At 53.3% G+C, this 24,462-nt stretch carries 21 protein-coding genes and 1 pseudogene; 14 read left to right on the top strand and 8 right to left on the bottom strand.

All coding sequences use genetic code 11. From position 1 onward, the window contains the following. Positions 1-156: 156 nt before the first annotated feature. The gene (locus AD930_RS15335; RefSeq protein ID WP_061506929.1) at positions 157-831 is read right to left on the bottom strand and encodes a TetR/AcrR family transcriptional regulator; all 675 of its coding nucleotides are present in this window, start codon (positions 829-831) and stop codon (positions 157-159) included. Between the two features lie 97 nt (positions 832-928). Between AD930_RS15335 and hydA the strand changes: the two genes are divergently transcribed. The 12 genes and pseudogenes from hydA to AD930_RS18540 all read left to right on the top strand — a co-directional run. Then, entirely contained in the window at positions 929-2,347 is a 1,419-nt protein-coding gene (gene hydA / locus AD930_RS15340; RefSeq protein ID WP_061506930.1) for a dihydropyrimidinase, read from the top strand. Positions 2,348-3,216: 869 nt separating this feature from the next. Next, the gene (locus tag AD930_RS15350) at positions 3,217-5,685 is read left to right on the top strand and encodes a TonB-dependent receptor plug domain-containing protein (protein ID WP_061506997.1); all 2,469 of its coding nucleotides are present in this window, start codon (positions 3,217-3,219) and stop codon (positions 5,683-5,685) included. A 39-nt stretch (positions 5,686-5,724) separates the two neighbouring features. Beyond that, positions 5,725-6,498: an IclR family transcriptional regulator gene (locus AD930_RS15355; RefSeq protein WP_081775339.1), complete on the top strand. Its 774-nt coding sequence runs from the start codon at positions 5,725-5,727 to the stop codon at positions 6,496-6,498. Between the two features lie 28 nt (positions 6,499-6,526). Next, positions 6,527-7,912 carry an NAD(P)/FAD-dependent oxidoreductase gene (locus AD930_RS15360; RefSeq protein WP_061506932.1) on the top strand — a complete coding sequence of 462 codons (1,386 nt, stop codon included), beginning with the start codon at positions 6,527-6,529 and terminating at the stop codon, positions 7,910-7,912. A gap of 3 nt (positions 7,913-7,915) precedes the next feature. Further along, positions 7,916-8,662 (top strand): cupin domain-containing protein, encoded by a 747-nt coding sequence (locus AD930_RS15365; protein ID WP_061506933.1) that lies wholly within the window; start codon positions 7,916-7,918, stop codon positions 8,660-8,662. Positions 8,663-8,701: 39 nt separating this feature from the next. Further along, positions 8,702-9,592, top strand: a complete 891-nt coding sequence (locus AD930_RS15370; RefSeq protein WP_167375203.1) for a transporter substrate-binding domain-containing protein — start codon at positions 8,702-8,704, stop codon at positions 9,590-9,592. A 43-nt stretch (positions 9,593-9,635) separates the two neighbouring features. Beyond that, positions 9,636-10,307 carry an amino acid ABC transporter permease gene (locus AD930_RS15375; protein WP_061506935.1) on the top strand — a complete coding sequence of 224 codons (672 nt, stop codon included), beginning with the start codon at positions 9,636-9,638 and terminating at the stop codon, positions 10,305-10,307. Further along, positions 10,304-10,984, top strand: a complete 681-nt coding sequence (locus AD930_RS15380; RefSeq protein WP_082781931.1) for an amino acid ABC transporter permease — start codon at positions 10,304-10,306, stop codon at positions 10,982-10,984. Before AD930_RS15375 ends, AD930_RS15380 begins: the two co-directional genes overlap by 4 nt. Beyond that, positions 10,981-11,757, top strand: coding sequence for an amino acid ABC transporter ATP-binding protein (locus AD930_RS15385; RefSeq protein WP_061506937.1), 777 nt, complete (start codon positions 10,981-10,983; stop codon positions 11,755-11,757). The genes AD930_RS15380 and AD930_RS15385 overlap by 4 nt, the downstream gene beginning before the upstream one ends. Positions 11,758-11,769: 12 nt before the next feature. After that, positions 11,770-12,774, top strand: a complete 1,005-nt coding sequence (locus AD930_RS15390) for an Ldh family oxidoreductase (protein ID WP_061506938.1) — start codon at positions 11,770-11,772, stop codon at positions 12,772-12,774. Positions 12,775-12,822: 48 nt separating this feature from the next. Then, the gene (locus tag AD930_RS15395) at positions 12,823-13,932 is read left to right on the top strand and encodes an NADH:flavin oxidoreductase/NADH oxidase (protein ID WP_061506939.1); all 1,110 of its coding nucleotides are present in this window, start codon (positions 12,823-12,825) and stop codon (positions 13,930-13,932) included. 137 nt (positions 13,933-14,069) lie between these two features. Beyond that, positions 14,070-14,360: pseudogene (locus AD930_RS18540) on the top strand (IS5-like element ISMex42 family transposase); the annotation flags it as partial. A gap of 94 nt (positions 14,361-14,454) precedes the next feature. Here AD930_RS18540 and AD930_RS15405 read toward each other — a convergent pair. The 3 genes from AD930_RS15405 to AD930_RS15415 are packed head-to-tail and all read right to left on the bottom strand — an operon-like array spanning position 14,455 to position 18,616. Beyond that, complete coding sequence (locus tag AD930_RS15405; protein ID WP_061506941.1) at positions 14,455-15,111, bottom strand: methionine ABC transporter permease; 657 nt, start codon at positions 15,109-15,111, stop codon at positions 14,455-14,457. Beyond that, positions 15,092-16,135: a methionine ABC transporter ATP-binding protein gene (locus AD930_RS15410; RefSeq protein ID WP_061506942.1), complete on the bottom strand. Its 1,044-nt coding sequence runs from the start codon at positions 16,133-16,135 to the stop codon at positions 15,092-15,094. Before AD930_RS15410 ends, AD930_RS15405 begins: the two co-directional genes overlap by 20 nt. Before the next feature lie 27 nt (positions 16,136-16,162). After that, positions 16,163-18,616, bottom strand: coding sequence for a TonB-dependent receptor plug domain-containing protein (locus tag AD930_RS15415; RefSeq protein WP_061506943.1), 2,454 nt, complete (start codon positions 18,614-18,616; stop codon positions 16,163-16,165). A gap of 191 nt (positions 18,617-18,807) precedes the next feature. Here AD930_RS15415 and AD930_RS15420 point away from each other — a divergent pair, with 191 nt between their 5' ends. After that, positions 18,808-19,851, top strand: a complete 1,044-nt coding sequence (locus AD930_RS15420; RefSeq protein WP_061506944.1) for an isopenicillin N synthase family dioxygenase — start codon at positions 18,808-18,810, stop codon at positions 19,849-19,851. After that, positions 19,844-20,692, top strand: a complete 849-nt coding sequence (locus tag AD930_RS15425; protein ID WP_082781932.1) for a MetQ/NlpA family ABC transporter substrate-binding protein — start codon at positions 19,844-19,846, stop codon at positions 20,690-20,692. Before AD930_RS15420 ends, AD930_RS15425 begins: the two co-directional genes overlap by 8 nt. A 76-nt stretch (positions 20,693-20,768) precedes the next feature. Here the strand turns inward: AD930_RS15425 and AD930_RS15430 are convergent, their stop codons facing one another. The 4 genes from AD930_RS15430 to AD930_RS17530 form a co-directional block, all read right to left on the bottom strand. Beyond that, positions 20,769-21,275 (bottom strand): DDE-type integrase/transposase/recombinase, encoded by a 507-nt coding sequence (locus AD930_RS15430; RefSeq protein ID WP_208598616.1) that lies wholly within the window; start codon positions 21,273-21,275, stop codon positions 20,769-20,771. A gap of 161 nt (positions 21,276-21,436) precedes the next feature. Beyond that, positions 21,437-21,721 (bottom strand): transposase, encoded by a 285-nt coding sequence (locus tag AD930_RS15440; RefSeq protein WP_061506947.1) that lies wholly within the window; start codon positions 21,719-21,721, stop codon positions 21,437-21,439. Positions 21,722-22,052: 331 nt separating this feature from the next. Further along, complete coding sequence (locus AD930_RS17525) at positions 22,053-22,823, bottom strand: acid phosphatase (protein ID WP_167375204.1); 771 nt, start codon at positions 22,821-22,823, stop codon at positions 22,053-22,055. Between the two features lie 4 nt (positions 22,824-22,827). Next, positions 22,828-24,432 carry an alkaline phosphatase D family protein gene (locus AD930_RS17530; protein WP_167375205.1) on the bottom strand — a complete coding sequence of 535 codons (1,605 nt, stop codon included), beginning with the start codon at positions 24,430-24,432 and terminating at the stop codon, positions 22,828-22,830. Between the last annotated feature and the right edge of the window lie 30 nt (positions 24,433-24,462).

Here is a 24,462-nt window from a genome sequence, read left to right on the forward strand (position 1 = left end):
AAGAAAACTCTCAATCATGTGCATTTCGTAACACACCATGACTGAAGTCATACCGATTCCGCAACGTAAACTTGACCATGCGGTCAGAAAATTACATCCTCACTCAAGCAACAATCATTCCCCAATCACCAGAAGGGAGCAATTTCCTTGCTGAAATCACACCTGATCCCCAATGTCGTTACAAAATCCCAGAACAAGACGCAGGATCGTCTGCAGCCCCGCCTCGAAATCAGGGCCACCGAGAGCAGGACAGCCGATCACCGCGCTCATCTGCGCACTCATGTCGGCATAGGCCTGCGTCATTGACCAGATGGCAAACATCAGATGGACCGGATCAATGGCTGGCATCTGGCGCTCCCTGTGCCAGACCTCAAATGTCTGTGCCCGTCTCGCAACGTGCTCCCGCAGGGTTGTAGAAAGGTAATAATGGATATTTCCCGCGCCCTGCAAAAGCTCGTAGGCAAAGATCCGCGACGCATCCGGGCGAGCGCGGGAAAACGCCATTTTCGCCCGGATATATCCCTCGAATCCCTCCCGCGCCGGCCGCTCTGGCACCAGCCAGTGATCCGCGTCCCGCAGCCAGAACGTCATGATGTTTTCGAGAACGCTGCGATAGAGCTCTTCTTTCGTCCCGAAATAGTAATGGATATTCGGCTTGGGAACACCTGCTTCGCGGGCAATTTCATTCATGCTCGCCCCGCGGAAACCATGCTGGCCGAACACACGCTCGGCAGCCGCGAGAATGGCCGCTTCGGCCGCCTGCCGGGGAATGCCTGGCCGGGTCCTGTGAACGGCCCTGCCCCCAGAAGAAGGAGAAAAAGTCTCAGTCATACAGACATCGTTCTCCCCTTTCCGCCCGCTGACAAGACCGGGCCTGTCCGGATCACCCGAAATTCCGTCCCCAACCTCTCTACGCAAGGATAAATCCATGCTTCTCATCCGTGGTGGCACCGTCGTAACGGCCGAAACATCTCAAAGAGCGGATGTCCTGTGTGACGACGCACGCAGGATCGTCGCCGTTGGCCCCGATCTGGAATCCCCCTCGGGCTGCGACATTCTGGATACGGGCGGCCTGCTGGTCATGCCCGGCGGGATCGACCCGCACACCCATATGGAAATGCCCTTCATGGGCTCCGTGGCGAGCGAGGATTTTTATACGGGCACCTGCGCAGGCGTTGCCGGCGGCACGACGACCATCATCGATTTCGTCATCCCTGAGCCCGGACATTCCCTCCTCGATGCCTGGAAAGACTGGCGCAGTAAGGCGGAGAAAGCCGTCTCCGATTACTCGTTCCACGTCGCGGTCACGCACTGGGACGAGAAAGTCCATGAAGACATGGGCACCCTGACCCGGGAATGCGGGGTCAATTCCTTCAAGCACTTCATGGCCTACAAAAACGCCCTGATGGTGGATGATGACGTCCTCCTGCGCTCCATCAGCCGAGCGCTCGAACTCGGCGCCCTGTGCAACATCCACGCGGAAAACGGAGACGCCGTCGCCTATCTCCAGGCCGATCTCCTCAAACGCGGTATGACAGGCCCGCAGGCGCACCCCCTCTCCCGGCCGCCCTCCGTGGAAGGCGAAGCCGCACAGCGCGTTATCGCCATCGCAGGACTGCTCGGCGCTCCTATCTACATCGTGCATGTCTCGACGGAGGAAGCCACAGCCGCCATTGCCGCAGCCCGCGCCCGCGGCCAGCGCGTCTATGGCGAGGTCCTGGCCCAGCATCTCGTGATCGACGACAGCGTTTACGCAGACCCAGACTGGCTCGGCGCAGCACAACACGTCATGAGTCCGCCCTTTCGCCCCAAACATCACCAGAAAGCCCTGTGGGCGGGACTGGCCTCCGGCCAGTTGCAGACCACCGCCACGGATCACTGCTGCTTCTGCGCGGGACAGAAGGAACAGGGACGGAACGATTTCACAAAAATCCCGAACGGCACCCCAGGCATTGAAGACCGGATGAGCGTGCTGTGGCACCACGGTGTGCTGACCGGAAAACTGACACCGCAGGAATTCGTGGCCATCACCTCCACCAACACGGCGAAGATTTTCAACATCCACCCCCGCAAGGGCAGCGTCTCCGTGGGCGCGGATGCCGACCTCGTCCTGTGGGATCCGCAGGCCAGCCGGACGGTCTCGGCAAAAACCCATCACCAGAATGTCGATTACAACATCTATGAAGGCATGACCCTGACCGGCCTGGCCCGATACACTATCAGCGGCGGAAAAGTCGTCTGGGCCGACAACGACCTGCGCGTGACACGCGGCGCGGGCCAGTATGTGGAACGGCCCTGTTTCAGCCCCGACATGCAGGCCGCCATCCACCGCAAAACCACGTCCTGACTTACGTCAGACCCGGATCAGGGCTCTCCTGATCCGGGAACGGAAAAACGCCAGATGCTCAACCGGGATTGTGAGCAATGGAGGGGAGCGGACAGGTATCACCCTACCGTGACAATACCCTGCTATGAGCCCAATCTACGCTGGAGTTTCACTCTCGTCTGCATTCTATATTCTATCCACATCCCGCGCATGGATCCGCCTCATTCCAGAAAAGGAAGCATTTGGGATCTTCCTTGAGAGAGATCTGGCTGCAATGCTTGTCTTTATGACGAAAAGTAAGAGCGCCATGCATCACCCCGATGCTGGCGTTCTTGGTAAGTTCTTAGTGTAGAATTCATTGGTTGCGGGGGCACACAACCAAAGAAAATTGCAGCTTATGAGCGGAATCATCGAACGTTTAACAGAAAATATAACTCACTGAAAAATAAAGAATATTTTTCTTACATTTGTTTGGATTTTCAGAATCTCTGCTCTTGAAGAATTGGATGAGCATCCACCCCATCAGTTCCGCCCTTCGAGAAGCGCAATCCCACAGACAGGGATGGGACGGATTTTCACGTGATTTAGCTACAGGCAGTTCTCCAAAATTGGATACGGCCCAATCGCTTCCTTAACAGCCTAGACTGTGATCGCAAATATTCACATATTCCGCAGCAAGACCTCAAGGCATTGTGCATGCTGAAGAGTTCGGATTCAGCCTTATAACGCAAACATTTCACTATGTATTAAAGTGTTATTTCTTATCTGATTTAATTAATTGCGGTTCATATATCATTATACGATATATAGTGTCACATTCGTGTTTGAAAAATAAATCACACCATGCAGTATATTGATTATATCAACCGTTTGTTATGGTGGTTTATGGCATGGCGATAAAAGCTTATGTGCCGGTTGCAGGCACTTTTCTGATTACTTCCCTGACGACGAACGCGCTCTGCGCGGCAACGCCGCAGGGGAAAGAGACTCTGCGCCATTCACCGAGCCAGAAAACAGCAGCCCCGACGCAGAGCACGAAAACGGTTCGGCAAACGGAAAACCCCGCCTCACCCGTTAATGAACAGGTCGTAGTAACCGGAACGCATTCAACCGGCGTAAAGGCACGCCAGAGCATCAGCCCGATCGACATCATCACCGCAACGCAGCTTCAGCGATCAGGAGCTATGAATGTCGCGGACGCGTTAGCACGCCTAAATCCGTCAATCACGATTTCCGCTCAAGGGCGTGATACCGAAGCCCTAACCTCGCAAATCCGCTTGCGCGGGCTTAGTCCCAATCAGACTCTGGTGCTGATCGACGGCGCGCGCCGCCATTCCACAGCGAACATGATCATCTATCCTGGGCCTCAGCAAGGATCTACACCTGTTGATCTAAACATGATCCCCGCGTCAGCCATTGATCATATCGAAATTTTGCGTGACGGGGCGGCGGCGATGTATGGCGCCGACGCTATAGCCGGTGTCGTGAACATCATCCTGAAAAAAAAGAACCATGGCATGCAGATCGCAACTCAGACGGGTGCGAATGCCTATGACGGCAGCGGCTGGAATATCCAGCAGAACATTAATTCCGGCTTCAAGATCGGATCATCCGGATTTTTTAATATCAGCGGCCAATATTATCATACCGACCATGCGGCAGCAGCCAACACCGATGTCCGTACTGGCACCCATAACAATCCCTTCCTCAGTTCACCGGAGGAAACACGCGGATCGCTACTGGCGAATTTCGGATACGATATCAACGATACGCTCGGGTTCTTCGGCAACATCACGTATGCCCATCGTCATGCCGAATCTTATCAGTATCTGCGGGTACCCAGCACCTTACCCGCTATCTATCCCTACGGCTTCGTACCGTCTGAAACGATAGATGAAGACGATTACGCCGCTACTTTGGGGCTGAAAGGCCAATTGCCCTACGGGGTCAAATGGCGCCTCCGCACCACTTACGGCGCAGACCAAAACCGTATGAGCATGAAAAATACAGCAAACTTAGGATATTATGCTCAATTTGGAACGACGCCGACGGATTTCTTGGTCGGGAACTATCGTAATTCTCAATGGACCAACGATCTGGATTTTTCGAAAAAGCTGCATGTTCTCAATAGGCCTATCGAACTCTACTGGGGTGGCGAGTACAGGCTGGATATGTACCGCCTGAGTCCGGGAGAGCCATTATCCTATTCTTATGGTGGCTCGAACGGTCAGCCAGGGCTGATGCCACAAAATGCCGGGAACTGGAGCAGAGATGTCTGGGCCGGGTATATTGATATAGACACTCATCCAGTCAAAAAGCTGGACGTAGATATCGCTGGCCGGTTCGAGCACTATACCGATTTTGGTGATACCGAAAGCGGTAAGATCGCAGCTCGCTACGATTTTACATCCCGTTTCGGCATACGCGCCACAATCAGTAACGGGTTCCGCGCGCCCACGCTGGCCGAGGAACATTTTAGCACTCTGGGTATATCGCCGTCAGGTGCCTCTGCCCTTTTGCCGGCCAATTCCGCATCAGCAAAGCTGCTAGGCGGCTCACCACTCAAGCCCGAACGCTCCACAAACGCCAGCGGCGGCTTTTATGTCGAACCGATCAAAGGCTTGCATGTCACGGCGGATGTCTACCAGATCAATCTGCGCGACCGGATCGTCGGTAGCGGCAATTATAATGGTCCGCTCGCCCTTCAGGCCATCAGCATGATGGGAGCGGACGTGCCGACAGCGATTGGTGGAGGCGGCCTGAATACCAACAATGTCACGGGCAATTATTTTTCTAACGCCGCCAGCACCAGAACCCAGGGCGTAGACATCACTGCCGATTACCGCTTCGATTTTCACCAGAACGGTCTGCTAGACCTGAATCTTGGCATCGATCTTAACAGGACACGGCTGCACCACCTGCGTATAGATAATAACGGCAATCCGCTTCTGAGCGCTCAGGGTATCAGCTATCTTACGACGGCCTCGCCACGCAGCAAAATCATCCTGACCGCACATTGGGAAATCGAAAAATGGGATGTCACCCTTCGCCAGACGCGTTGGGGGCAAACCACAACCATGCAAACCTATCAGGATCAGGCCCCGGCCTCAGTGCGATATTCGAACAAGGTGTTTGAGCAGTTCGTCAATACACCACGCTGGACTACGGACATTGAGGTTGGATACCGCCCGCTCAAACGGCTGCGCGTAGCACTTGGATCAAACAACATCTTTAACGTCCGCCCACGGCGTTTAACGCCTGAAACCACCATCTACGGCGTCGCATATTACGACAAAGCCTCGTCCCAGGTTCCCATGTTCGGCGGATATTATTATCTGAAAGGATCTTATGATTTCTGAAGTCATGAATATTCTGACAGCATATGAAATGGACAGAGCATGACACGCGGCAGCTCGACGCTACTAAAATCAATCAGAATTGTGGAATATCTTGCGGCAGAAAGCGAGCCGCGGGGGATTACGCAGATTACCGACGCGTTGAAGATTGAAAAAAGTGCTGTTCAGCGCATTCTTTATACGTTGAGCCAGGCCGGATACGTCGAACAGGATGATGGCAGCAGGAAATACAAGATGTCCCTTCTGCTGTGGTCGCTAGGCAGCAGGATCATCGCGCGCCACCCGGCTTTGCGGGTTGTCCATTCTATGATCCGGATGGCATCCCAGAAGACTGGCTATACCGTTATCGCGACCAAGCTATTGTATCCACATTTCATCTATCTGGAGAAGGTGGAGGGGCTAAAGGGCCATTTGCTGTCAATTTCTCTGGGAGAAACAATGCCACTGCTTAGAACGGCAGGCGGGCTGGCTATTGCCGCCTATCTGCCGCCTCAGGCTCTTGCATCCCTGCCGCGCGATCACCTGCCAATCGGTAGAGAGCCGGAAACACTGGAGAGCGCGATCCGCGCGATCAGGAGGCGCGGCTACGCCACCACCGAAGGTGCAATCAGAACGAACGTCAATTCACTGGCCGTGCCGGTCTGGTGGCAGAGCACGGAGCCGTTCGGATCGATCATCTTCACGGCGGAGGACGGTGCGATGCCGCAGGATTCCTATGCCCCTCTGGCCGAGTATGCCCAGTATGTCGGTACAGAAATCACGAATGCCTTGGGTGGGGATAAATACCGCCGCGCGTGCCTCAACCAGTTCGGCTGACCGTGAAGATGATGGAAGGACTGACGATATGACGAAGAATGCGGATATCACGCCCCGTCAGGACGCCCCGTGCAAATATTTCTCCGAGCGGGGAGAAAGTGCGATTGCCACCACGCCGATCGTTGTGGGCAGCCATTACGATATCATCGTTATTGGTGCCGGAATCGTTGGCCTGTCAGCGGCCCTGGCGTTGGCAGAGCGCGGCGTCCGCGTACATGTGCTGGAGGCGCGGCATATCGGATGGGGCGCCTCCGGGCGGGCATGGGGGCAGGTCGCGGCGGCGGCGAAACATACGCCCAAGGAAATTGACGCCACCTTCCCTCCCGAACGCGCCTGGCGCATCAACGAAACGATGGCACGCATTCCGGAAATCGTCTCAGAAACGGTAAGGCGCCACGACATTCAGTGCGAGATGCTGGAAAGTGGCAACCTGATCGCCGCGCACCGTCCCGGCAAAGAGCTTGGATTGCGCCGCCTTGCCGATGATCTGGCTCGTCGTGGTTACCCCGTGACGCTATTGGAAGACGCGGCCTGCACGACCGTGACAGGCAGCCCACGCTATCGCGTGGCTTTGCAAGACAAGCGGGGTATCGCCCTCAATCCCCTGGCTTATACGCGCGGCCTGGCACGGGCCGTTCTGAACGCCGGCACCAGCATTTCTGAAAATACCACAGTCACTCAGCTGGAAAGAAACGCACAGGGCTGGATCGTGCAAACCGCCCAAGGTGCAATCCGCGCCGAAAGCGTCATTATCGCCACCAATGCCTTCACCTCCGACCGCCTGCACCCCGGAATCGGTAGCGAAATCTTTCCTGTCAGAGCCTATCAGGCGATCAGCCGTCCGCTGGACCCGCAAATACTAGCTGGCATCCTGCCGGAGAGGCAGACCCTGAATGATACGCGACGGCTCTTTTCCGGCATCCGCATCTGGCCCGACGGGCGGCTACATGTTGGAGTTGACGGTCCGGAACGCTCCGGCGACGGACGCGCCTTCCTAACCGGGGCAAGCCGCCGCCTGCGTATGACGTATCCCCAGCTGAGCCCGGTCACGTGGCAGGAGGCATGGGGCGGCTGGGTCGACATGACGGCGGACAAATATCCCGTGCTGCACGATCTGGCACCTGGGCTGTGGTCTGCCGCCGGGCTGAGCGGGCGTGGCATCGGCGTCGGCACTGTGCTGGGCCGGGATCTGGCCCTCTGCGCTCTGGGTCAGGCACCCGATGCCGTTCATCCCATAACGGCGGTGACGCCCCGATGGTACCATTTCGCTCACAGTAGCATCGTCCGACTGGCCACCGCCGCCTACAGGATCGAGGACGCCATCGCAGATTTCCGTTTCCATGCGATGGGGCAGGAATTTTTTCTGAATCCTCCCCTAGATCGCGTGCAATCCACATCCATCACGAAAGGATAGTCCATGTACCCCATTATTACCTTTAATCCGTCAGAACACAGGGTCGAAGGGTTCCTGCCCTGGGTAGATGCCGAACATCCCTCTTTTTCTGAAAACAAATTTTTTAGCGGCGCTCTCTATTATGTGCGTAACGACGATCATGACGTCTATACCGGCGAAGCACGTTTAAAGGCGTTTGATGCCACTATTGAGTGTTTTCCTGTAGATCTTCTGCTGATCGTAACGGCAGGCGAGATCAGACTTGAGGACGATGGGGGAACGCCTGCCCGCTTCCAGTCTGGGCAGGCGGTCGTGGTGCCTCGTAGTGCCCGTGTGCACTGGACGCAGACCGAAGGAACACGTGTCTTCTTCATGCATCATCGCCGCGATACCCCTGACGACCAGACGGCACCGCGCCCCCGCATCCTGCCTATTGATCCCGCTGGCGCTCTGGAACCCGCCTCCCCTCCGCCTGCAGACCTGATTCTAGGTGCGTCGCTGCCGGCCGTGGGACGCCGCACCCTCTATACCAGCACAGATGGCAAATTTACGGTTGGCTTGTGGGGGGCCGAGCCTTATCGACGCAGGCTGGCGGCCTTTGGCGATTATGAATTAATGCACTTCCTTGAGGGCCAGGTTACCCTGACCAACGCCATAGGAGAAAGCCAGACTTACGGGCCAGGTGAGACGCTGATCGTGAACCGGGCAATTTCCAATGCCTGGGAAAGCAACGCTTATATCAAGAAAATATACTGCAAGATCTCAGTATGAAGCCACATGTCGCACGTGCCGCAAATTCGTGATTTGATCATGAAACGGCGCCAGCTGATAGCATCAGTCGGCCTGACGGCAGCAACTGCTGTCGTTGGCCACAAGGCAGCGGCAAATCCGTATCGCGCCTCGCCACCCAGCACCTGGGATCGCATCGCGCTTACGCGAAAACTACGGGTTGGCGCCGCCTTGCTGGAACCTTGGTATTTCAAGGATATTCTGCATTCAGGGGCGCCGGGGAGCGTCACAGTGGGGGCCGATATGTGGCGCGGGATCTGCCCGGTGCTGGCGGCCGATCTCGCCCGGACACTTGAGGTCGATCTCGAAATTGTCGAAACGACATGGGCCAATGCCGTTACCGGCCTGCAGGTGGACCAGTACGATGTCATGTTTATGTTGGAGTCGACGCCGCGGCGCGCTCTGGCGGTCGATTTCCTGCCAGTGCCCATGCTTTGGTACCCATTGGGGGTGCTGGCGGACGAGAGGATCTCGATTGCCCGGTGGTCAGATCTGAACGATAGTCGCTACAGTCTGGCTGTAGCGCTCGGCTCCAATTCCGATGAATATGTAACCTCAGTCGCACCACGGGCCAATATCCTGCGCTTTCGTAGCAGCGCGGAGATAATTGCCGCGTTCCAGTCAGGTCGGGTCAACGGCGGCGTACTCTCGGCAATGGCCGCCGATATCGCTCGCGTGCATATAGGAACCGGTAAGACAATCCTACCCATGCCGGTTCTGTCTGTGCCCGGTGGCGTAGCAGTGCGAAAGGAAGAGGATAACAGGTGGAAGGAATTCCTGACCGCTTTCGTCACCCGTTACTACAATACCGGTAAGATGGAAGAAATATACAATACATTTCTGCGCTATCGCGGGGTCAATGCTGATACCGCCGTTTCGCTAAACCGGCAGGATTGGGGAATAAAGCAGTGATGCCCCCTCTTTCTACCGGGCTATGACCGGATACCGTTCTACTATGCCTTATCATTGGGATTTTATGGCGGTTCTACAAGATTATCGCCTGTTTATCGAAGGGGCGAAGGGCACGTTGATCCTGACGACCTTATCCCTATTGCTCGCAATCCCTCTGGGGGCGCTCCTGTGCGCCCTACGGGTGCTGCGCATTCCGCTTCTTGGTGCCTGGAGTGCCGCTTACGTCGACATCCTTCGCGCCGTTCCGGCCATCGTTCTGTTCTATTGGTTGTTTTTTGCCTTCCCGATGATCACAGGCCTCGGCCTGTCGGCGCTCGTCGTCTCGGTGGGCGCTGTGGCATTGCAATCAGCCGCCTTCTTCAGCGAAGTTTTCCGTAGCGGGCTGAACGCAATACCACGCGGACAATGGGAAGCCGCTTTGTCTCTCGGCATGAGTCGCCATACAGCATTTCTGTTCGTCATTGCGCCGCAATCATTACGTGCGCTACTGCCCAGCTTCATGACCCGAGCTATTGACCTGATCAAGACGACGACATTCGCATCGGTCATCTCTTACAACGAAATCGTCTATGCTGCGTCGCAGGTCACGGCGAGCACCTATCATCCTATTGAAACGTATGTCGTTCTCGGCGGCATCTTTTTCGTGCCGATTTTCGTCCTCAGCATGTTTGCGCGCTCCATGGAGCGGCGTCTCGGCCGGGGCAGGTCACAATGAGGCATACATGGGATTTCAGCTTTCTGGTGCATTATTTATTACCATTGGGCCGGGGACTTATGAATACCATATGCCTGTCAGGTGTGGTCATGGTCGCCGGATTCACCCTCGGCCTGCTGGCGGCTATTGCCGCCATGTCTCCACTTCGCACCGTCCGGATGGCATCTGCAGCCTATGTCGAACTACTCCGCAATGTTCCGGCACTCGTCATTTTATTCCTGTTTTTTTACGTAATCCCGGTTCTCACCGGCTTTCAGAATGATCGCTTTCTGACTGCATGCGTCGCTTTTTCCCTTTATACCAGCGCTTATTTTTGCGAGATTCTGCGTGGAGGTTTTCTTGCGGTCGATCCTGGGCAGTGGGAAGGTGGCCAGGCATTAGGGCTGTCGCGCGCCGGAATTTTCTGCTGGATCATCGCGCCGCAGATCATACGAGCGGCGATGCCGTCCCTGGCCAATGAGGCCATAGAAATCGTCAAGATCAGCACCGTGGCCTCGACCATCGCTTTTCCGGAATTTCTCTATCAAACCAAGATTGTCAGCGATATCGAATACCGCCCCATCGAAACCTATACGGCATCCGCCATCGTGATGACCATCCTGATCCTGACCCTGACATGGGTAAGCCGGATCGCAGCGCGACACTTCGCAGGCCATCGGAGGAAAGAAAGAGAATGAGCGTGATAGCGGTCAGAAATATTCACAAGCGCTTCGGCAACCAGGATGTGCTGAAAGGGATCGACCTCAGTGTGGCGAAAGGCGAGACGGTCGTATTGCTCGGCTCCAGTGGCTCGGGGAAAAGCACCATCCTGCGCACTCTGAATCTGCTCGACTTGCCAGACGAGGGTGATGTTTTCCTGCACGGCAACAAGCTGGGCCAGCCACGCCCTGATGGCACGCGCCGTTATCGTGAAGGCGAACTGCGGAGTTTGCGCCGGCGCGTGGGGATGGTCTTTCAGCATTTCAACCTGTTTCCTCACCTGACGGTAGAAGAAAACATTATGATTGGTCTGCGGCGCGTCCTGAATTACAGCATCACGCAGGCACGGGAAAAAGCGCGGCATCATCTGCATCATGTAGGTCTTGCCGAGAAGGCTCTGGCCTTCCCAGATACCCTTTCCGGCGGCCAGCGTCAGCGGGTAGCGATCGCGAGGGCACTGGCAATGGACCCGGACGTAATGCTGTTCGATGAAGCCACCTCGGCACTTGATCCTGAGCGCGTCAGCGAGGTTTTGCGGACGATGAGGCAATTATCGCAAGAAGGCACCACGATGGTCGTCGTAACCCACGAGTTAGGCTTTGCCTACAACGTGGCGGACCGCGTCGTTTTTCTGCATGGCGGTCGCATTCTTGAGCAGGGTACTCCTACGGAGATTCTTCTGCACCCCACCCACGCTCCCACCCGGGAATTCCTGCACGCGCACACGGAATTCCGGTTGCCCAGCGCATAGAAGGACGTTCGTGTGCTGATCCATCTGAGCCGGGCCGATGCACTGGCCCTTGCCTTTGATATTATGACGCATGCAGGAGCCCGGCCAGAAGTAGCCGGAATGATTGCTGACTGTCTGGTCCGTGCAGAATGCGACGGCGTTCTCAGTCATGGGCTGTCACGCCTGCCGGACCACGTTGCATCAATCCGTGCGCACTGGGCCGATCCCGCCGCGTTGCCCGATATCGTGCAGGTGCGGCCCGGCCTCCTGCGTGCCGATGGTGGCAACGGCTTCACGCCAGTTGCCGCCAGCATGGCCCGAAACCGCCTAACCGAAATGGCTCGGCAAGAAGGCCTGGCTGCGTTGTGCGTGCGTAACACGCATCATTTAGGGGCGCTGTGGTGCGACATCGAACCTTTGGCCGAAGAGGGGCTGGTGGCTGCCAGTTTCGTGCACTCCAGACCTCGCATGGCACCCTACGGCGCGAAGAAGGCTTTAATCGGCACCAATGCCATGGCTTTCGCCTTTCCCGACGGACGAGGCGGGGCCATTACTTTCGACCAGGCATCAAGCGTGCTTTCTGTAGGTGACGTGCGCCGCCACGCTCGCGAGGGCCGCCCCCTTCCCCCAGCCGCCGGACTGACCCGCGAAGGCAGCCCGACGACTGCGGCAGACGACATCATGAATGGTGGTCCCCTTCTGCCGTTCGGTGGCCATAAGGGAGCTTCGATCGCCTTGATGGTGGAAATTATGGCAGCCGCAATGACGGGCGCGGCATTCGGTTTTGAAGACCATTCGTCCCGTTATCCCGGGGCAGCCAGTTCGAATGCGGGACTGTTTCTTCTGGTCATGGACCCGGCCATCACCTCCGGCAACGATGCCACGGAGCGCTTCATGCATCTCATCGCGCATCTGCATTCTGATCCGGACATTCGCCTGCCCGGCGAAAGAAGACACGCAAACCGCGCGCATGCCATGCAGAACGGCATCACTATCGAAGAAGATCTGGCGAATATCCTTTTTTCGTTACGGCCTTAACTGCTTAACTTAGCGCAAAAATATCCTCTGACATCTGGGAGAATTCACATGAGCGGACCTGTTCTCTTCACACCGATAGACATTCAGGGCCTAACCCTGCCCAACCGGATCGTCGTGGCACCCATGTGCCAGTATTCCGCTATCGACGGCCAAATGACGGACTGGCATCTGACCCACCTTGGCTCCATGGCGCTTTCTGGCGCAGGACTGTTAACAATCGAAGCCACAGCCGTAATGCCCGATGGACGCATCACTTATGCGGATGTCGGCCTGTGGGATGATCAGACTGAAAATGCCATGCGCCGTGCTCTGGACGTTGTCCGGGCAACTTCAGACGTTAAAATCGCCATCCAACTCTCCCATGCCGGACGTAAGGCATCATGCGAGGTGCCGTGGAAAGGTGGAGCGCAAATCGCCCCCAACATGGCGAACGGCTGGCAAACGGCCGCGCCCTCGGATCTACCTTTTCAGCCAACTGATCATGCGCCCATGAGGCTAGACCGCGAAGGCATGGTCAGAATACGCGACGCCTTTGTCGCATCCGCTCATCGAGCCGCCAGAATGGAGATTGATGCCGTGCAGTTGCACGCGGCACATGGCTATCTTTTGCATCAGTTCCTTTCTCCCCTATCAAACCAAAGGGACGATTCCTATGGAGGGACGCTCGAAAACCGGATGCGCTTCCCATTGGAAGTGTTCGACGCCGTACGTACGGCATTGCCTCACCACCCGGTCTCCGTTCGCGTATCGGGAACTGACTGGGTGGAGAATGGTTGGGACATTGAACAGACCACTGCTTTCTCAAAGGCGCTCGAGGCACGCGGCTGCGACGCCATCCACGTTTCCAGTGGTGGAGTAAGCCCCCGGCAAAATATTTCGGTTGCCCCAGGATACCAAGTTCCACTGGCCCGTGCGGTTAAGCGGGAAACGTCCATCCCCGTTGTGGCCGTTGGCCTGATTACAGGCTTCGAACAGGCCGAAGCTATCGTGGCTACGGGCGATGCTGACATGATCGCCATTGCACGTACGATCCTTTACGATCCGCGCTGGCCTTGGCACGCAGCAGCGCATCTCGGAGGTCATGTTAAAGCGCCCAACCAGTACCTCCGTTGTCAGCCACACATACATCAAGACCTCTTCAAAGTTCCATCATCATGAAAGGATGAATAGGTTGATTTTACCCACCACTACTTTGGTAAAAGATTTGCAATAAGGATGCAGGATCTGTTTTCGTGCCGTATCCGCAGCAAGATAAAAAACGTCTCCACAAAACCTAGGGCAATTCAGTATAGTTGCAATATCAGAATAATGTGAGATGCCGCAGCATTCTTTCGGAATTGGGCCCGGGGTAGCTAGCTGCGCAGTTTTCCATCCGTTGGGTCTGGGAACGCCTCTTCGCCCTGGTACAGGAACGTGGACAGGGCTTGGAGACGGTCTTTCTCGACGCCCCCAATATTCGTGCCCATCATAAGGCCGCTGGGGCCCAAAAAAGGAGACCACAGCGAGACCGTCTTAAAGCGCTTGGCCGCTCTCACGGCGGCTATGGAACCAAGGCCTGCGTAGTCGCTGACAGGCGAGGTCGAGCTCACCTTCACTTTGGACTTGTAACGATTTGGTGCCGGTCAGGAGTGGCATAACGAGATAAGTGACCGGCACAAAGCTGTTACAAGTCCAAATTGATCATAGATTTCTCCTGAATTTACCCGCTAAAAAATTTCCAAAAATTTGAACAATTATTGTAATAATTACAAGTATCCCAACTATCCAGAGCATCATGCCTGTATTGAACCTCTGATATCCATAACGGATAGCAAGGTCACCTAATCCGCCAGCTCCAACCACACCCGCCATGGCCGAGGCGCTGATTAGGGTGACCACTGTAACCGTCAGGCCTGAAATCAATCCGGGTAGGGCTTCTGGCAGCAGTACAGACCATACGACTTTCAGGCGCGTTGCCCCCATGGAGCGTATGGCTTCAATCAGCGCCGGGTCCACGTCTTTTAAAGACACTTCTGCAATGCGTGCAAAGTACGGAATAGCGGTGATTGAAAGAGGCACAATCGCAGCTCCGGTCCCAAGAGCTGTTCCAACCAGAAGACGGGTGAACGGGATGAGCAGGACGAGAAGAATAATAAAAGGTACAGCTCTGGTCAGATCAATAATAAAGCCTAGCCCTTTGCGAATAACAGGTGACGGCCATAAACCGTTTGGGGCCGTTACAGTCAGAAGCAGCGCTAGTGGTAATCCAAAAATTACGGCAATGGCGGCAGAAGCAAAAACCATTTCCAGAGTTGCCAGCGTTGCCTTCAGGAACAGATCAAATACCTGATGGGACATAGCCAAGCACTTCCATTTTTTCGACGTACTGCACAATCCAGTTCAGGGCGTTCTCATCGTCGCGAGAGAGAATAACGAGATGTGTTGCGCACGCATCGGAATAATTTTCGTTCAAATTTACTCTCAGCACGTTTGATGTAATAGAAAACTGTTCATAAAGAGCAGGAATGAGAGACGTGAATAAGGCACTTTCTGAAACCGTCACACGCAGTGCAAGTAATCCTCCATGCGTTTTTTCGCTCTGTATAACAGACAGTCGCTGGCCTGAAAGAAAGCTCTGCTCTTCTCCTTCAAAAAACTGCGTGAATGTACGCTTCTCTTTTGCACCTGAAAAATCCTCTGTCCGTGCATCTTCGGTAATACGCCCCTGTTCTAAAACCATTACACGGCGCGCAAGGCGATGGATCACATCCATTTCATGGGTGATCAGCACAATCGTGATGTCAAGTTCCTGATTGATCTTGCTCAGCAAAGCAAGAATAGATGATGTTGTTTCTGGATCCAGAGCAGATGTGGCTTCATCGCACAACAGGACCGCCGGATTTGTGGCAAGTGCCCGCGCAATCCCTACCCTTTGCTTTTGTCCACCCGAAAGCTGAGAAGGATGTTTGTTTTCATGCCCTTCCAGTCCGACCAGCCCTATCAGTTCCTGAATTCTTGCTGTACGCGCTGATTTGGAAAACCCTGCAATCTCAAGAGTCAGAGAAATATTACCCCACACAGTCCGGGATTTAAGCAGGTTAAAATTCTGGAAAACCATGCCAATACGCCGGCGAAGTGCAAGGAGTTCCTTTTCTTTCAACCTGCCGATTTCTTGGCCTTCAATAAAAACGCCTCCCGCATCCGGGGTTTCCGCGCCGTGCAGGCAGCGGAGCAGCGTTGTCTTCCCTGCCCCAGACCGTCCGATAATCCCAACAATGTCGCCTGCCTTTATGGAAAAACTCACCCCCTCCAGTACAGGGCTGCCGCCAAAAGCTTTGTAAAGCCGGTCAACTCTCAGACTATCCGTCAGACTCTCAGGCATGCGATTTCTCTGAAAATGTGGCGTTGTTCATATTTTTAAATCCGCACGCAGATAGTAAAATCCGCCCTCTTCTGAAAGCTGCTGGCTAAGCGTATCATAGAGGTTATTGTTATAATCTGCCGTAAAAGAAGGCACCCGGCTCGGGTAAGCATTTCCAATATTATTGCCACCCAACGCCAGATGAAGCTGAGGCAGCACCTGATAGCCTACCTCAAGATTGGTCACAAAGCGCGGGCGGTTGATCTGATGGTAAAACTCTGTGGTGGAAAAGGCATTTGGCCCAGAGACAAACGTCAGATTTGACGTTGTGTGGCCATAGCGAATTTCATGTACGGCCACATCCCATTTTCCCAATGTCCATCGGCCGCCAAAAATAAGCTTGTTGGAGGGGTTTTCCGTCGACATCAGGCTGATCTGCTGAGCATTCAGGACGGGATTGCCCTCCCCTGTCTGAGCAATATTTTTGACTTTGGTATGATTGAAATTAACGGCGGCATCCCAGTCCACCTTTCCAAACCGGCCGAAATCCGTGGCGTAACGGGCTGTGATATCAAGGCCTGTAGTGCGCGTGTTGGCACCATTGGTGAAATAATTTGTACTGACCGCGGATTCATCTCCAGTAAACCCGGATGTATTCACGCCGGCAGCTGCGTAAGCCTCAATGGCGCGTGCGCCTGAAGCATATCCTCCATCAACAATCCGGTGTTTGATAGAGATCGTATAAGCATCAATGTTGATATGAAGCCGTGGCAAAGGGTTCAGTATCATCCCGACGCTGAAATTTGTTGATGTTTCAGGACGCAACCCCGGCGAACCCAAGGCACGTGCAGCTGCAGAGTTTGCTGCAATTTGCCCCGTAGCGTAGTTCGGGCTGGAAATAAAAGCGGCAAAATTCTGCTCAGCAAGAGTAGGTGCCCGAAAGCCAGTACTAGCTGTCCCACGGAACCCGATATATTTGTTGATATCATAACGGCTGGAAATTTTGCCGGTCCGTGCGTTCCCAACGTCATTATAATGCTCAAACCGACCAGCAATATCCACCCGCCAGCGCGAGATAATTTGTGTCGACAAATCAATATAAGCTGCGGCCACATGTCTGGCGGAATTAACCGCGTTTTCTGGCGTTTCTCCCTGGTACCCCTGTGCCCCGCTCAGATAATATGACAACGGCTCCCCGGCCCCGATTGAATAGGTGTCTCTGCGATATTCGCCCCCAAACGCAATATTCAGAGGTCTGTAGAGAAACGGCAGATCAACACCCCGCCGGATATCGAGGTTATTTGTCCACTGCTGATTGGAGTAATTGCCCAGGTAAAAGCGGGACGGTGAATAACCGGTTTCTTTGTAGGCATCCGCATTGGCTGAGTTGTAATCGGCCAGCCTATCGTGGTCTCCGCCAATGGTGGAACTAAGATCCCAGTCAAAGCCGTATAATTTTTTCCCTCGAAACCCTAACGTAAAGCCATAATCATTTTCAGGCATTGTCTCCACAGGTTCAAAACCATTCGGATACATGCCCTGAAGCCCGTCGGCTGCCGTCGTGCTTGGCGCGCGTAAATAGGTCCAGCGTTCAGCATCCCGATGTGTAAAGGTGCCAAACCCATAGAGTTCAACCTGATCTGTCAGATGATAGCCGAAATTCGCCTCGATTGATTCCCGTGTGACCTGCGGCTGACCAGTTGCGAGGTCATTATTACGCCCGGTTCTGGGGTCAATCCCTGTCCTCTGGGTACGATCCTGATGCTTGAATTCTGCACTGATATTCACATATCCACGCTGCCCCAGAGCAAACCCCGCGTTCAGGTTTTCCCCTGTCGTAAAGCCATCTCCGGCAGCATATCCGCCGTTCGTGGCTTGCATGTGCAGACCGTGACTGTTTGATTTCAGGATCACATTGATAACGCCTGCAATGGCGTCAGATCCATACTGGGCTGCGGCACCATCCTGCAGGATTTCAATGTGGTCAATGGCCGAGATTGGCAACATGTCTAAATCAACAGGCGTCGTGCCCTGCTGGGAAGATGCGTCGACAGCAATGGCTGCTGTTGTATGCCGTCTTTTTCCATTAATCAGAACCAGTGTCTGATCAGCATTCAAACCACGCAGACTCAGCGCATCCACGACTGACCCCTGATCTGATCCATTAACTTCCCGGCTGACGGACGGAGAAAGCTGGACAAGAGCCTCCCGAATATCCGTCATGCCCGTTGCTCTGAGCTGATCCCCGCCAATAATGGTGATTGGACTGACACTTCTTGCAGCGGTTTGAGACGGATCACGTGTTCCTGTCACAATCACCTGTTCAGGTTCATCAGAAGTTTCATGGTCTGATTGTGTTGTACGGAATGTATTCCTGACAACAGCCACCTTCTGAGAACGCGCGCCCTTATCAGAAGGGTTTTGTCCACTTCCGCTCTCCGCAGCCAGAGCGGTCGAGGCAGAGAGACCAAAAACAATCGGTGCCAGAATATAACAACGCATCTTATAGTGATTTCCATAAATAACTTTAACACAATTATTCCATGTGGAATTGTGAGTCAAACAACGAATAATTTATGGATTTTCTATATAACGCGATTTAATATGCGTTAAATGGTGCCTGTCAGAGCCTGACGCCGGTTTCGGCCACGGTCTGACATCTGGCAAATACCGTAGCTGAAAGTGATCAACGCATGACGCGGACTGCTTATTCTCTGCCAACCATTGATCTTTCGCTCTGGGACAAAAGAGGAAAGCCCGACGAAGCCTTTCTGGATTCACTGAGGCTTGCTGCCCATGAATACGGCTTTTTTTACCTGAAAGGGCATGGAATTCCCTTATCCCTGAATGCCAAACTGCTCCGGCAGGCGCAGCAGTTTTTTTCTCTGCCTTTCGAGCAGAAAGAGCAGATTGCCATGATTCATTCCCCGCATTTCAGAGGATATAATCGTGCAGGGCTGGAGCTAACGCGCGGCAGGCAGGACTGGCGTGAACAGATTGATATCGGCTCAGAAAAAGCTGCCCTGGCAGATCTTGAGAATAAGCCCGCCTATCTGCGCCTTCAGGGGCCTAATCAATGGCCTGAAGCCCTCCCTCACTTCAAAAAGACGGTTCTGGCCTGGCAGAAGCAAACTCTCAATGTGCTGCGCCTGCTTCTTGAAGCACTCTCCCTGTCTCTGGCACAGGATAAAACAGCCTTTCATCCGGTTGTGAATGACGCGCCCTATCTCCTTTTAAAGCTGATCCATTATCCGGGTTCTCAAAATAATGATGAAGGTCAGGGGGTCGGTCCGCACAAAGACAGTGATCTGCTGTCTCTCATCCTACAGGATAACGAAGGCGGCCTTGAAGTTGAACTGACGTCCGAGCAATGGCTCAAGGCTCCGCCACAGCCGGATACGTTTATCGTCAACATCGGTGAACTGCTTGAAGTCGCAACCAACGGGTATTTCAGGGCAGCCATTCATCGTGTGGTCAGTCCCCGATCGGGGCATGACAGACTCTCCGCCGCATTTTTCCTTGGTGCGCAACTGGATTCCACAATACCCATCCTGCCTTTGCCGGAATCCCTCACAAAATCCAGCATCGGGCTGACGCTGGACCCGGAAAATCCTCTTTTCTCCCAGATTGGACAAAACACCTTGAAGGGCCGCCTCAGATCGCATCCCGACGTCGCAGCCCGCCATCACAGTGACCTTCTTTCTCCGGCATTATCGAAAGTTCTTCACCATGCCTAATGTGTTCTTTCCCCGACGTTCTACCACACAGGGTCGTCGTTTTAACCGTCGTACTGTCCTGACGCTTCTGGCTGCGACACCAGTCATTCTGTCATCTGCCGCAAGAGCACAACAGTCTCGCCCGATACGGGTTGGCATCCTCTCCGGTGAGGATGAGGATATCTGGAACATTGTTCAGGAAAATGCCCGGACAGCCGGTCTGGCCATTGAGGCTATTCCCTTTTCTGAAGGAACACCAATCAATGCGGCGCTGGCGGCCGGAGATCTGGATGCGAATGCCTTCCAGCATGGCCCCTATCTTCAAGCACAAAACACGGCTCTGGGCGCACATATTGTCCCGGTCGGTAATACATATTTCGCACCAGTCGGGTTTTATTCCAAAAAATGGACAAGCCTTTCTGCTCTGCCGCAAGGAGCAACAATTGGGGTTCCCGCGGACCCGACAAATGAAGGCAGAGCCCTGAAGCTGCTTCAATCCTTAGGTCTCTTAAAAATTGCAACCGTACCGGATGGAATGCCCACGGCGCTGGATATTGCGGAAAACCCCAAGTCTCTGACAATTAAAGAGCTGGATGATCCTGTTCTGGCGCGATCCCTCCCCGATCTGGATGCCGGGGTGGTTATTACGGAATGGGCCTATAAAGCAGGGATTGACCTCAACAAAGAGCGCCTCGCGCGCGAGAGTATGGAAAATAACCCGTACATCAATTTTATCGCGGTGAATGAGAACAATGCCCATGCAGCATGGATACAGCCGCTCGTGAAAGCTTTCCAGCAACCCAATGTGCGGGAAAAACTCCTTGAAGCCTATCATGGCGCAATTATTCCATCGTGGAGTTAAATGAATAATGCACCACAAGGGGACGCAGAATGCTGAGCAGGCCATTTTGTAAGGCTAGAAAAATACCACTTATCGCTCACTCACTATGATTTTTATAGACAATATCAAAAATGCGCCGGCGTCTCCCCTGCCAGTATTTTTCCAGAGATCGAAAAATTCTGTCGTCCTCGCACTGCGTCACATTGAACCGCATGAAGGAAGACGCCGACTGACTGACACTAAAGATATTTCCCGAAGCATGGCCGCCTTTGCGTCCATCCGGAAGGTGCCAGCCGATGACTCTTCGTGAGAAGAGCTCCAGCGCCACAGCCAAGTAAAGCCAGCCTTCACGTGTCCAGATGTATGTTATGTCCGCTGTCCATTTCTGGTTAAGTGCTGTTGCTGAAAAATCCTGTCCCAGAAGGTTGGGTTCAATACTGTGCGTGTGCGAACTGTTGGTGGTCACTTTGAAGCGTCGTGTCCTGACAACCCGGATGTCATTCTCCCGCATCAGGCGTCCTACACGACGATGCGCGGCAGAAAAGCGACGAGTTATGAGAGCCCTGGTCATACGGGTGCGCCTGTAGCACTGCTGGTTCTGCATATGAATAGTCCGGATATGCACCATCAGGGCATTATCCTGCCTTCTACGGGCACAGACCGGACGCGTGCGCCAACCTCGAAAACCCCGGTCACTGACAGCAAAGAAACGGCAGACGCGCTCTTGTGAAAGCGGACCATGATACCGCGCGATGAACGCAAACCTCACGACCTTTGGCTCGCGAAAAACTGCGTCGCTTTTTTTGGCAGTTCCCTCTCCTCCTGAAGCAGAAGGTTCTCACGGCGCAGTCTCTCGTTTTCGCGCAATAGCGCAGCATGATCCGTTGCATCAGGCTTCACCGTGTCAGCTTTCCGCGCTTCACGGCTCCACGTCTTCAAGGTGGAAGATCCAATCCCCAGATCCTGAGCAATACGCTCACGCGAAAGACCGCTACCCAGCGCCAAACGCACCGCCTCGTGTCTGAACTCGGCCTTGTAAACTCGTCCCATTCCAAATTTCCTTCATGACCATCTTCGGTCTTAAAGGTCCGGAACTAAACCGTGATACGTCCATCCTGTTCCTGGAGCGGATCAGCGCCGCCGCGTAGCAATCCAGAGCACGGAACTGCCTCCAACACAGAGCAAAACTCTTCACACAAAAACCGGAAGCAGCATCCGTCGATGCCGAAAATCAGGAACTAAGAACTTCAATCAATAGCTCTTCGAAGTCTGCGCCTTATAAAAGACCACCAAACCACTAGCAAAGACCAATACCATAAGACATTAATTGTTTTTCATCTGTATAATAGAAATATTTTATTAAATAATAATTCAAATTACATCAATTGTCCCTTTGACACTCTTTGTTCGATTTTGGTCGCAGCATCAGTATTTCTCTCTTTGCTATTATCGCTTCATTTTTATATAAAGAGTTCGTTTGTAATGCAGAAAAAACAACGCTCCCAACTAAACGTCCCGCGGCGACATCTGTCGGATAATGAAATCCGCATACGAGACGACTCTCACCATAATCGTATCCCCTATGCAGCAAAACATCTGCCAAATTCGGTTGTAATTCTGATAAGATCAACGCCCATGCCCAACCTATTGCCGCATGACCGGAAGGATAAGAACTGGTTTTTGCCAAAAGCTGACCATCTACACATGGCTGAAATTTTAAATCAACGTAAGGCCGTATCCTCGTTTGTCCATCAACTTTGAGGGATTTTTGGACGGTTTCAACATCCATCACAATACGAGCAAGCATCGTCGCCAAAACAGGAGCACGTTGCGGATCAATTTTTTTTCCTAATGCACATTCAAATACTTTCGGTGCATCGGGTTGACCCAACTGTGCATCTTCAGCCGCCTGCTCTCTGCGTGCCGGGGTCGCTAAAGCATGAATTTGCAGTAACTGCTTTTTATCGTTGAGGTCCTGCCATGAGCCGCTCACAGGAAAAGATGGCAGAAAAGCTGCCGCATGTGGTGCTTGACGTGAATGTAAATAACCATGCGGATACTCCGCAGGCATTGACCACAAATGCGGTTTAGGATGAGCGCAGGCTGTTAACAGCAATAACATAGAAAAAAGAAATAAGATGTTTTTTTGCATATACTTACACTTGAACCAGACGTGGTGAACCTCGTTCCACAATAAATGTGGCCGAGTTACTGCACGGACTATTCTGATTTGTGGCATCAACTATGCTACGCATCACAGTTTTTACATATTTTCTATTAAATTCAGATAAAATATACCCTCTCTTACGGCTATCAAAAAATTTTATGTCCGGATTTTCTGGTAAAACTGAAACAATATTCTTATAAGGCGGTCCGAAAGACGTAATAGAACTTCCTAAAAATTCAGGGGCGACAATTTGCGACTTAACATTATGTGCACGTCTTCTGATTTCACTCACAAAATGAGAATGGTAATCTCCGCTAAATATAACAGGAGATGGAGGAGAGAGATAAGCAAGTGCATCTGTCAAACGGTTTCGGGCTCCCTGGAAACCATCCCAAGTATCCGTCCAGTAACGATAGCCGTTATGTTCTGGGGTCGGAGCCCTTAAAGAAGCGACCATTAGATCTTGAGCAATGACAGTCCACAACACTGACCGATCTTTCAGCGCTTCGAAGAGCCATTGTTCTTGCATTTGGCCTAAGAACGTCCGGTTTGGATCAGCCAGATCTCGGCAGGTATCTCGCTCCATATGGCCGTCACGCCCTACAGTGCCCGGCGCACAGGGTTGTCGTGCCCGATACTGGCGACCATCGAGCATATTAAGCACGGCAAGGTCTCCAAAATAGAAACGACGATAGATTTTATATTCTCTGCCATACCCCAAAACACTCGGTCTTACTGGCATATTTTCATACCATGCCTGGTATGCTGCTCTTTGCCGCAAGACAAAATTTCGCACCTGTTCTTCTGGATGGGAAGACCAGACCCCTGAATAATCATCTTCGACTTCGTGGTCATCCCAGATAGGGAGCCAGGAGGTTGCGGCGTGAGCAGCCTGCAACGATGGATCTGTTTTCTGCAAAGCATATCGCCAGCGATACCCATCTAAGGTCGATGCTGTAGAGGTCTGATAACTTCTGACTATACCCGGATAATGCGCTGTATTAATATTGTGTTCGTAAATATAATCGCCCAGAAACAAAATTAGATCTGGTCTATCATCAGCAATATGCTGATATGCACTGTAATACCCTGCCTCCCAATGCGCACAGGATGCTACAGCAACTTTTAATGAAGAGACTGCTGCGCCTTGATGCGGAAGAGTGAGGCCTCGACCAACAATGCTTTGCGCGCCCAAAGCTGTAAAACGATACCAGTAAGGCCGATAGGCCTGTAAACCTTGCAGCACGACCCGCAATGTGTAGCCCGAAACCGCACTTGTTTGTATAATGCCGCTTTGCACAATACGCTGCATTTGCGAGTCTGTGCTCACCTGCCAATGAACGTCTACTATATCAGGTAATGCTGGAGGCTGATCAGGCAAAAGAGGCAATGTGCCTAGTCGGGTCCAGATAACAAATCCTTCTGTATCTGGATCCCCACTTGCAACGCCAAAAGGAAAAACAGTTTGATCTTTTTGAAATGAGTAAAAACTCCTTCTAAAAGCAGATGCCTGCTTTCCAAAAGCTACGCTTGCAGCGGAAGACATTCCACCCACAAGCGCCTGACGCCGTGAAAAGAAAGAGGCTTTACTCATAATAGTATTTTTCATCCTTCCTGTTTGCAT

The sequence above is a fragment of the Acetobacter malorum genome (genome assembly GCF_001580615.1).
GTDB classification, from domain to species: Bacteria; Pseudomonadota; Alphaproteobacteria; order Acetobacterales; family Acetobacteraceae; genus Acetobacter; species Acetobacter malorum.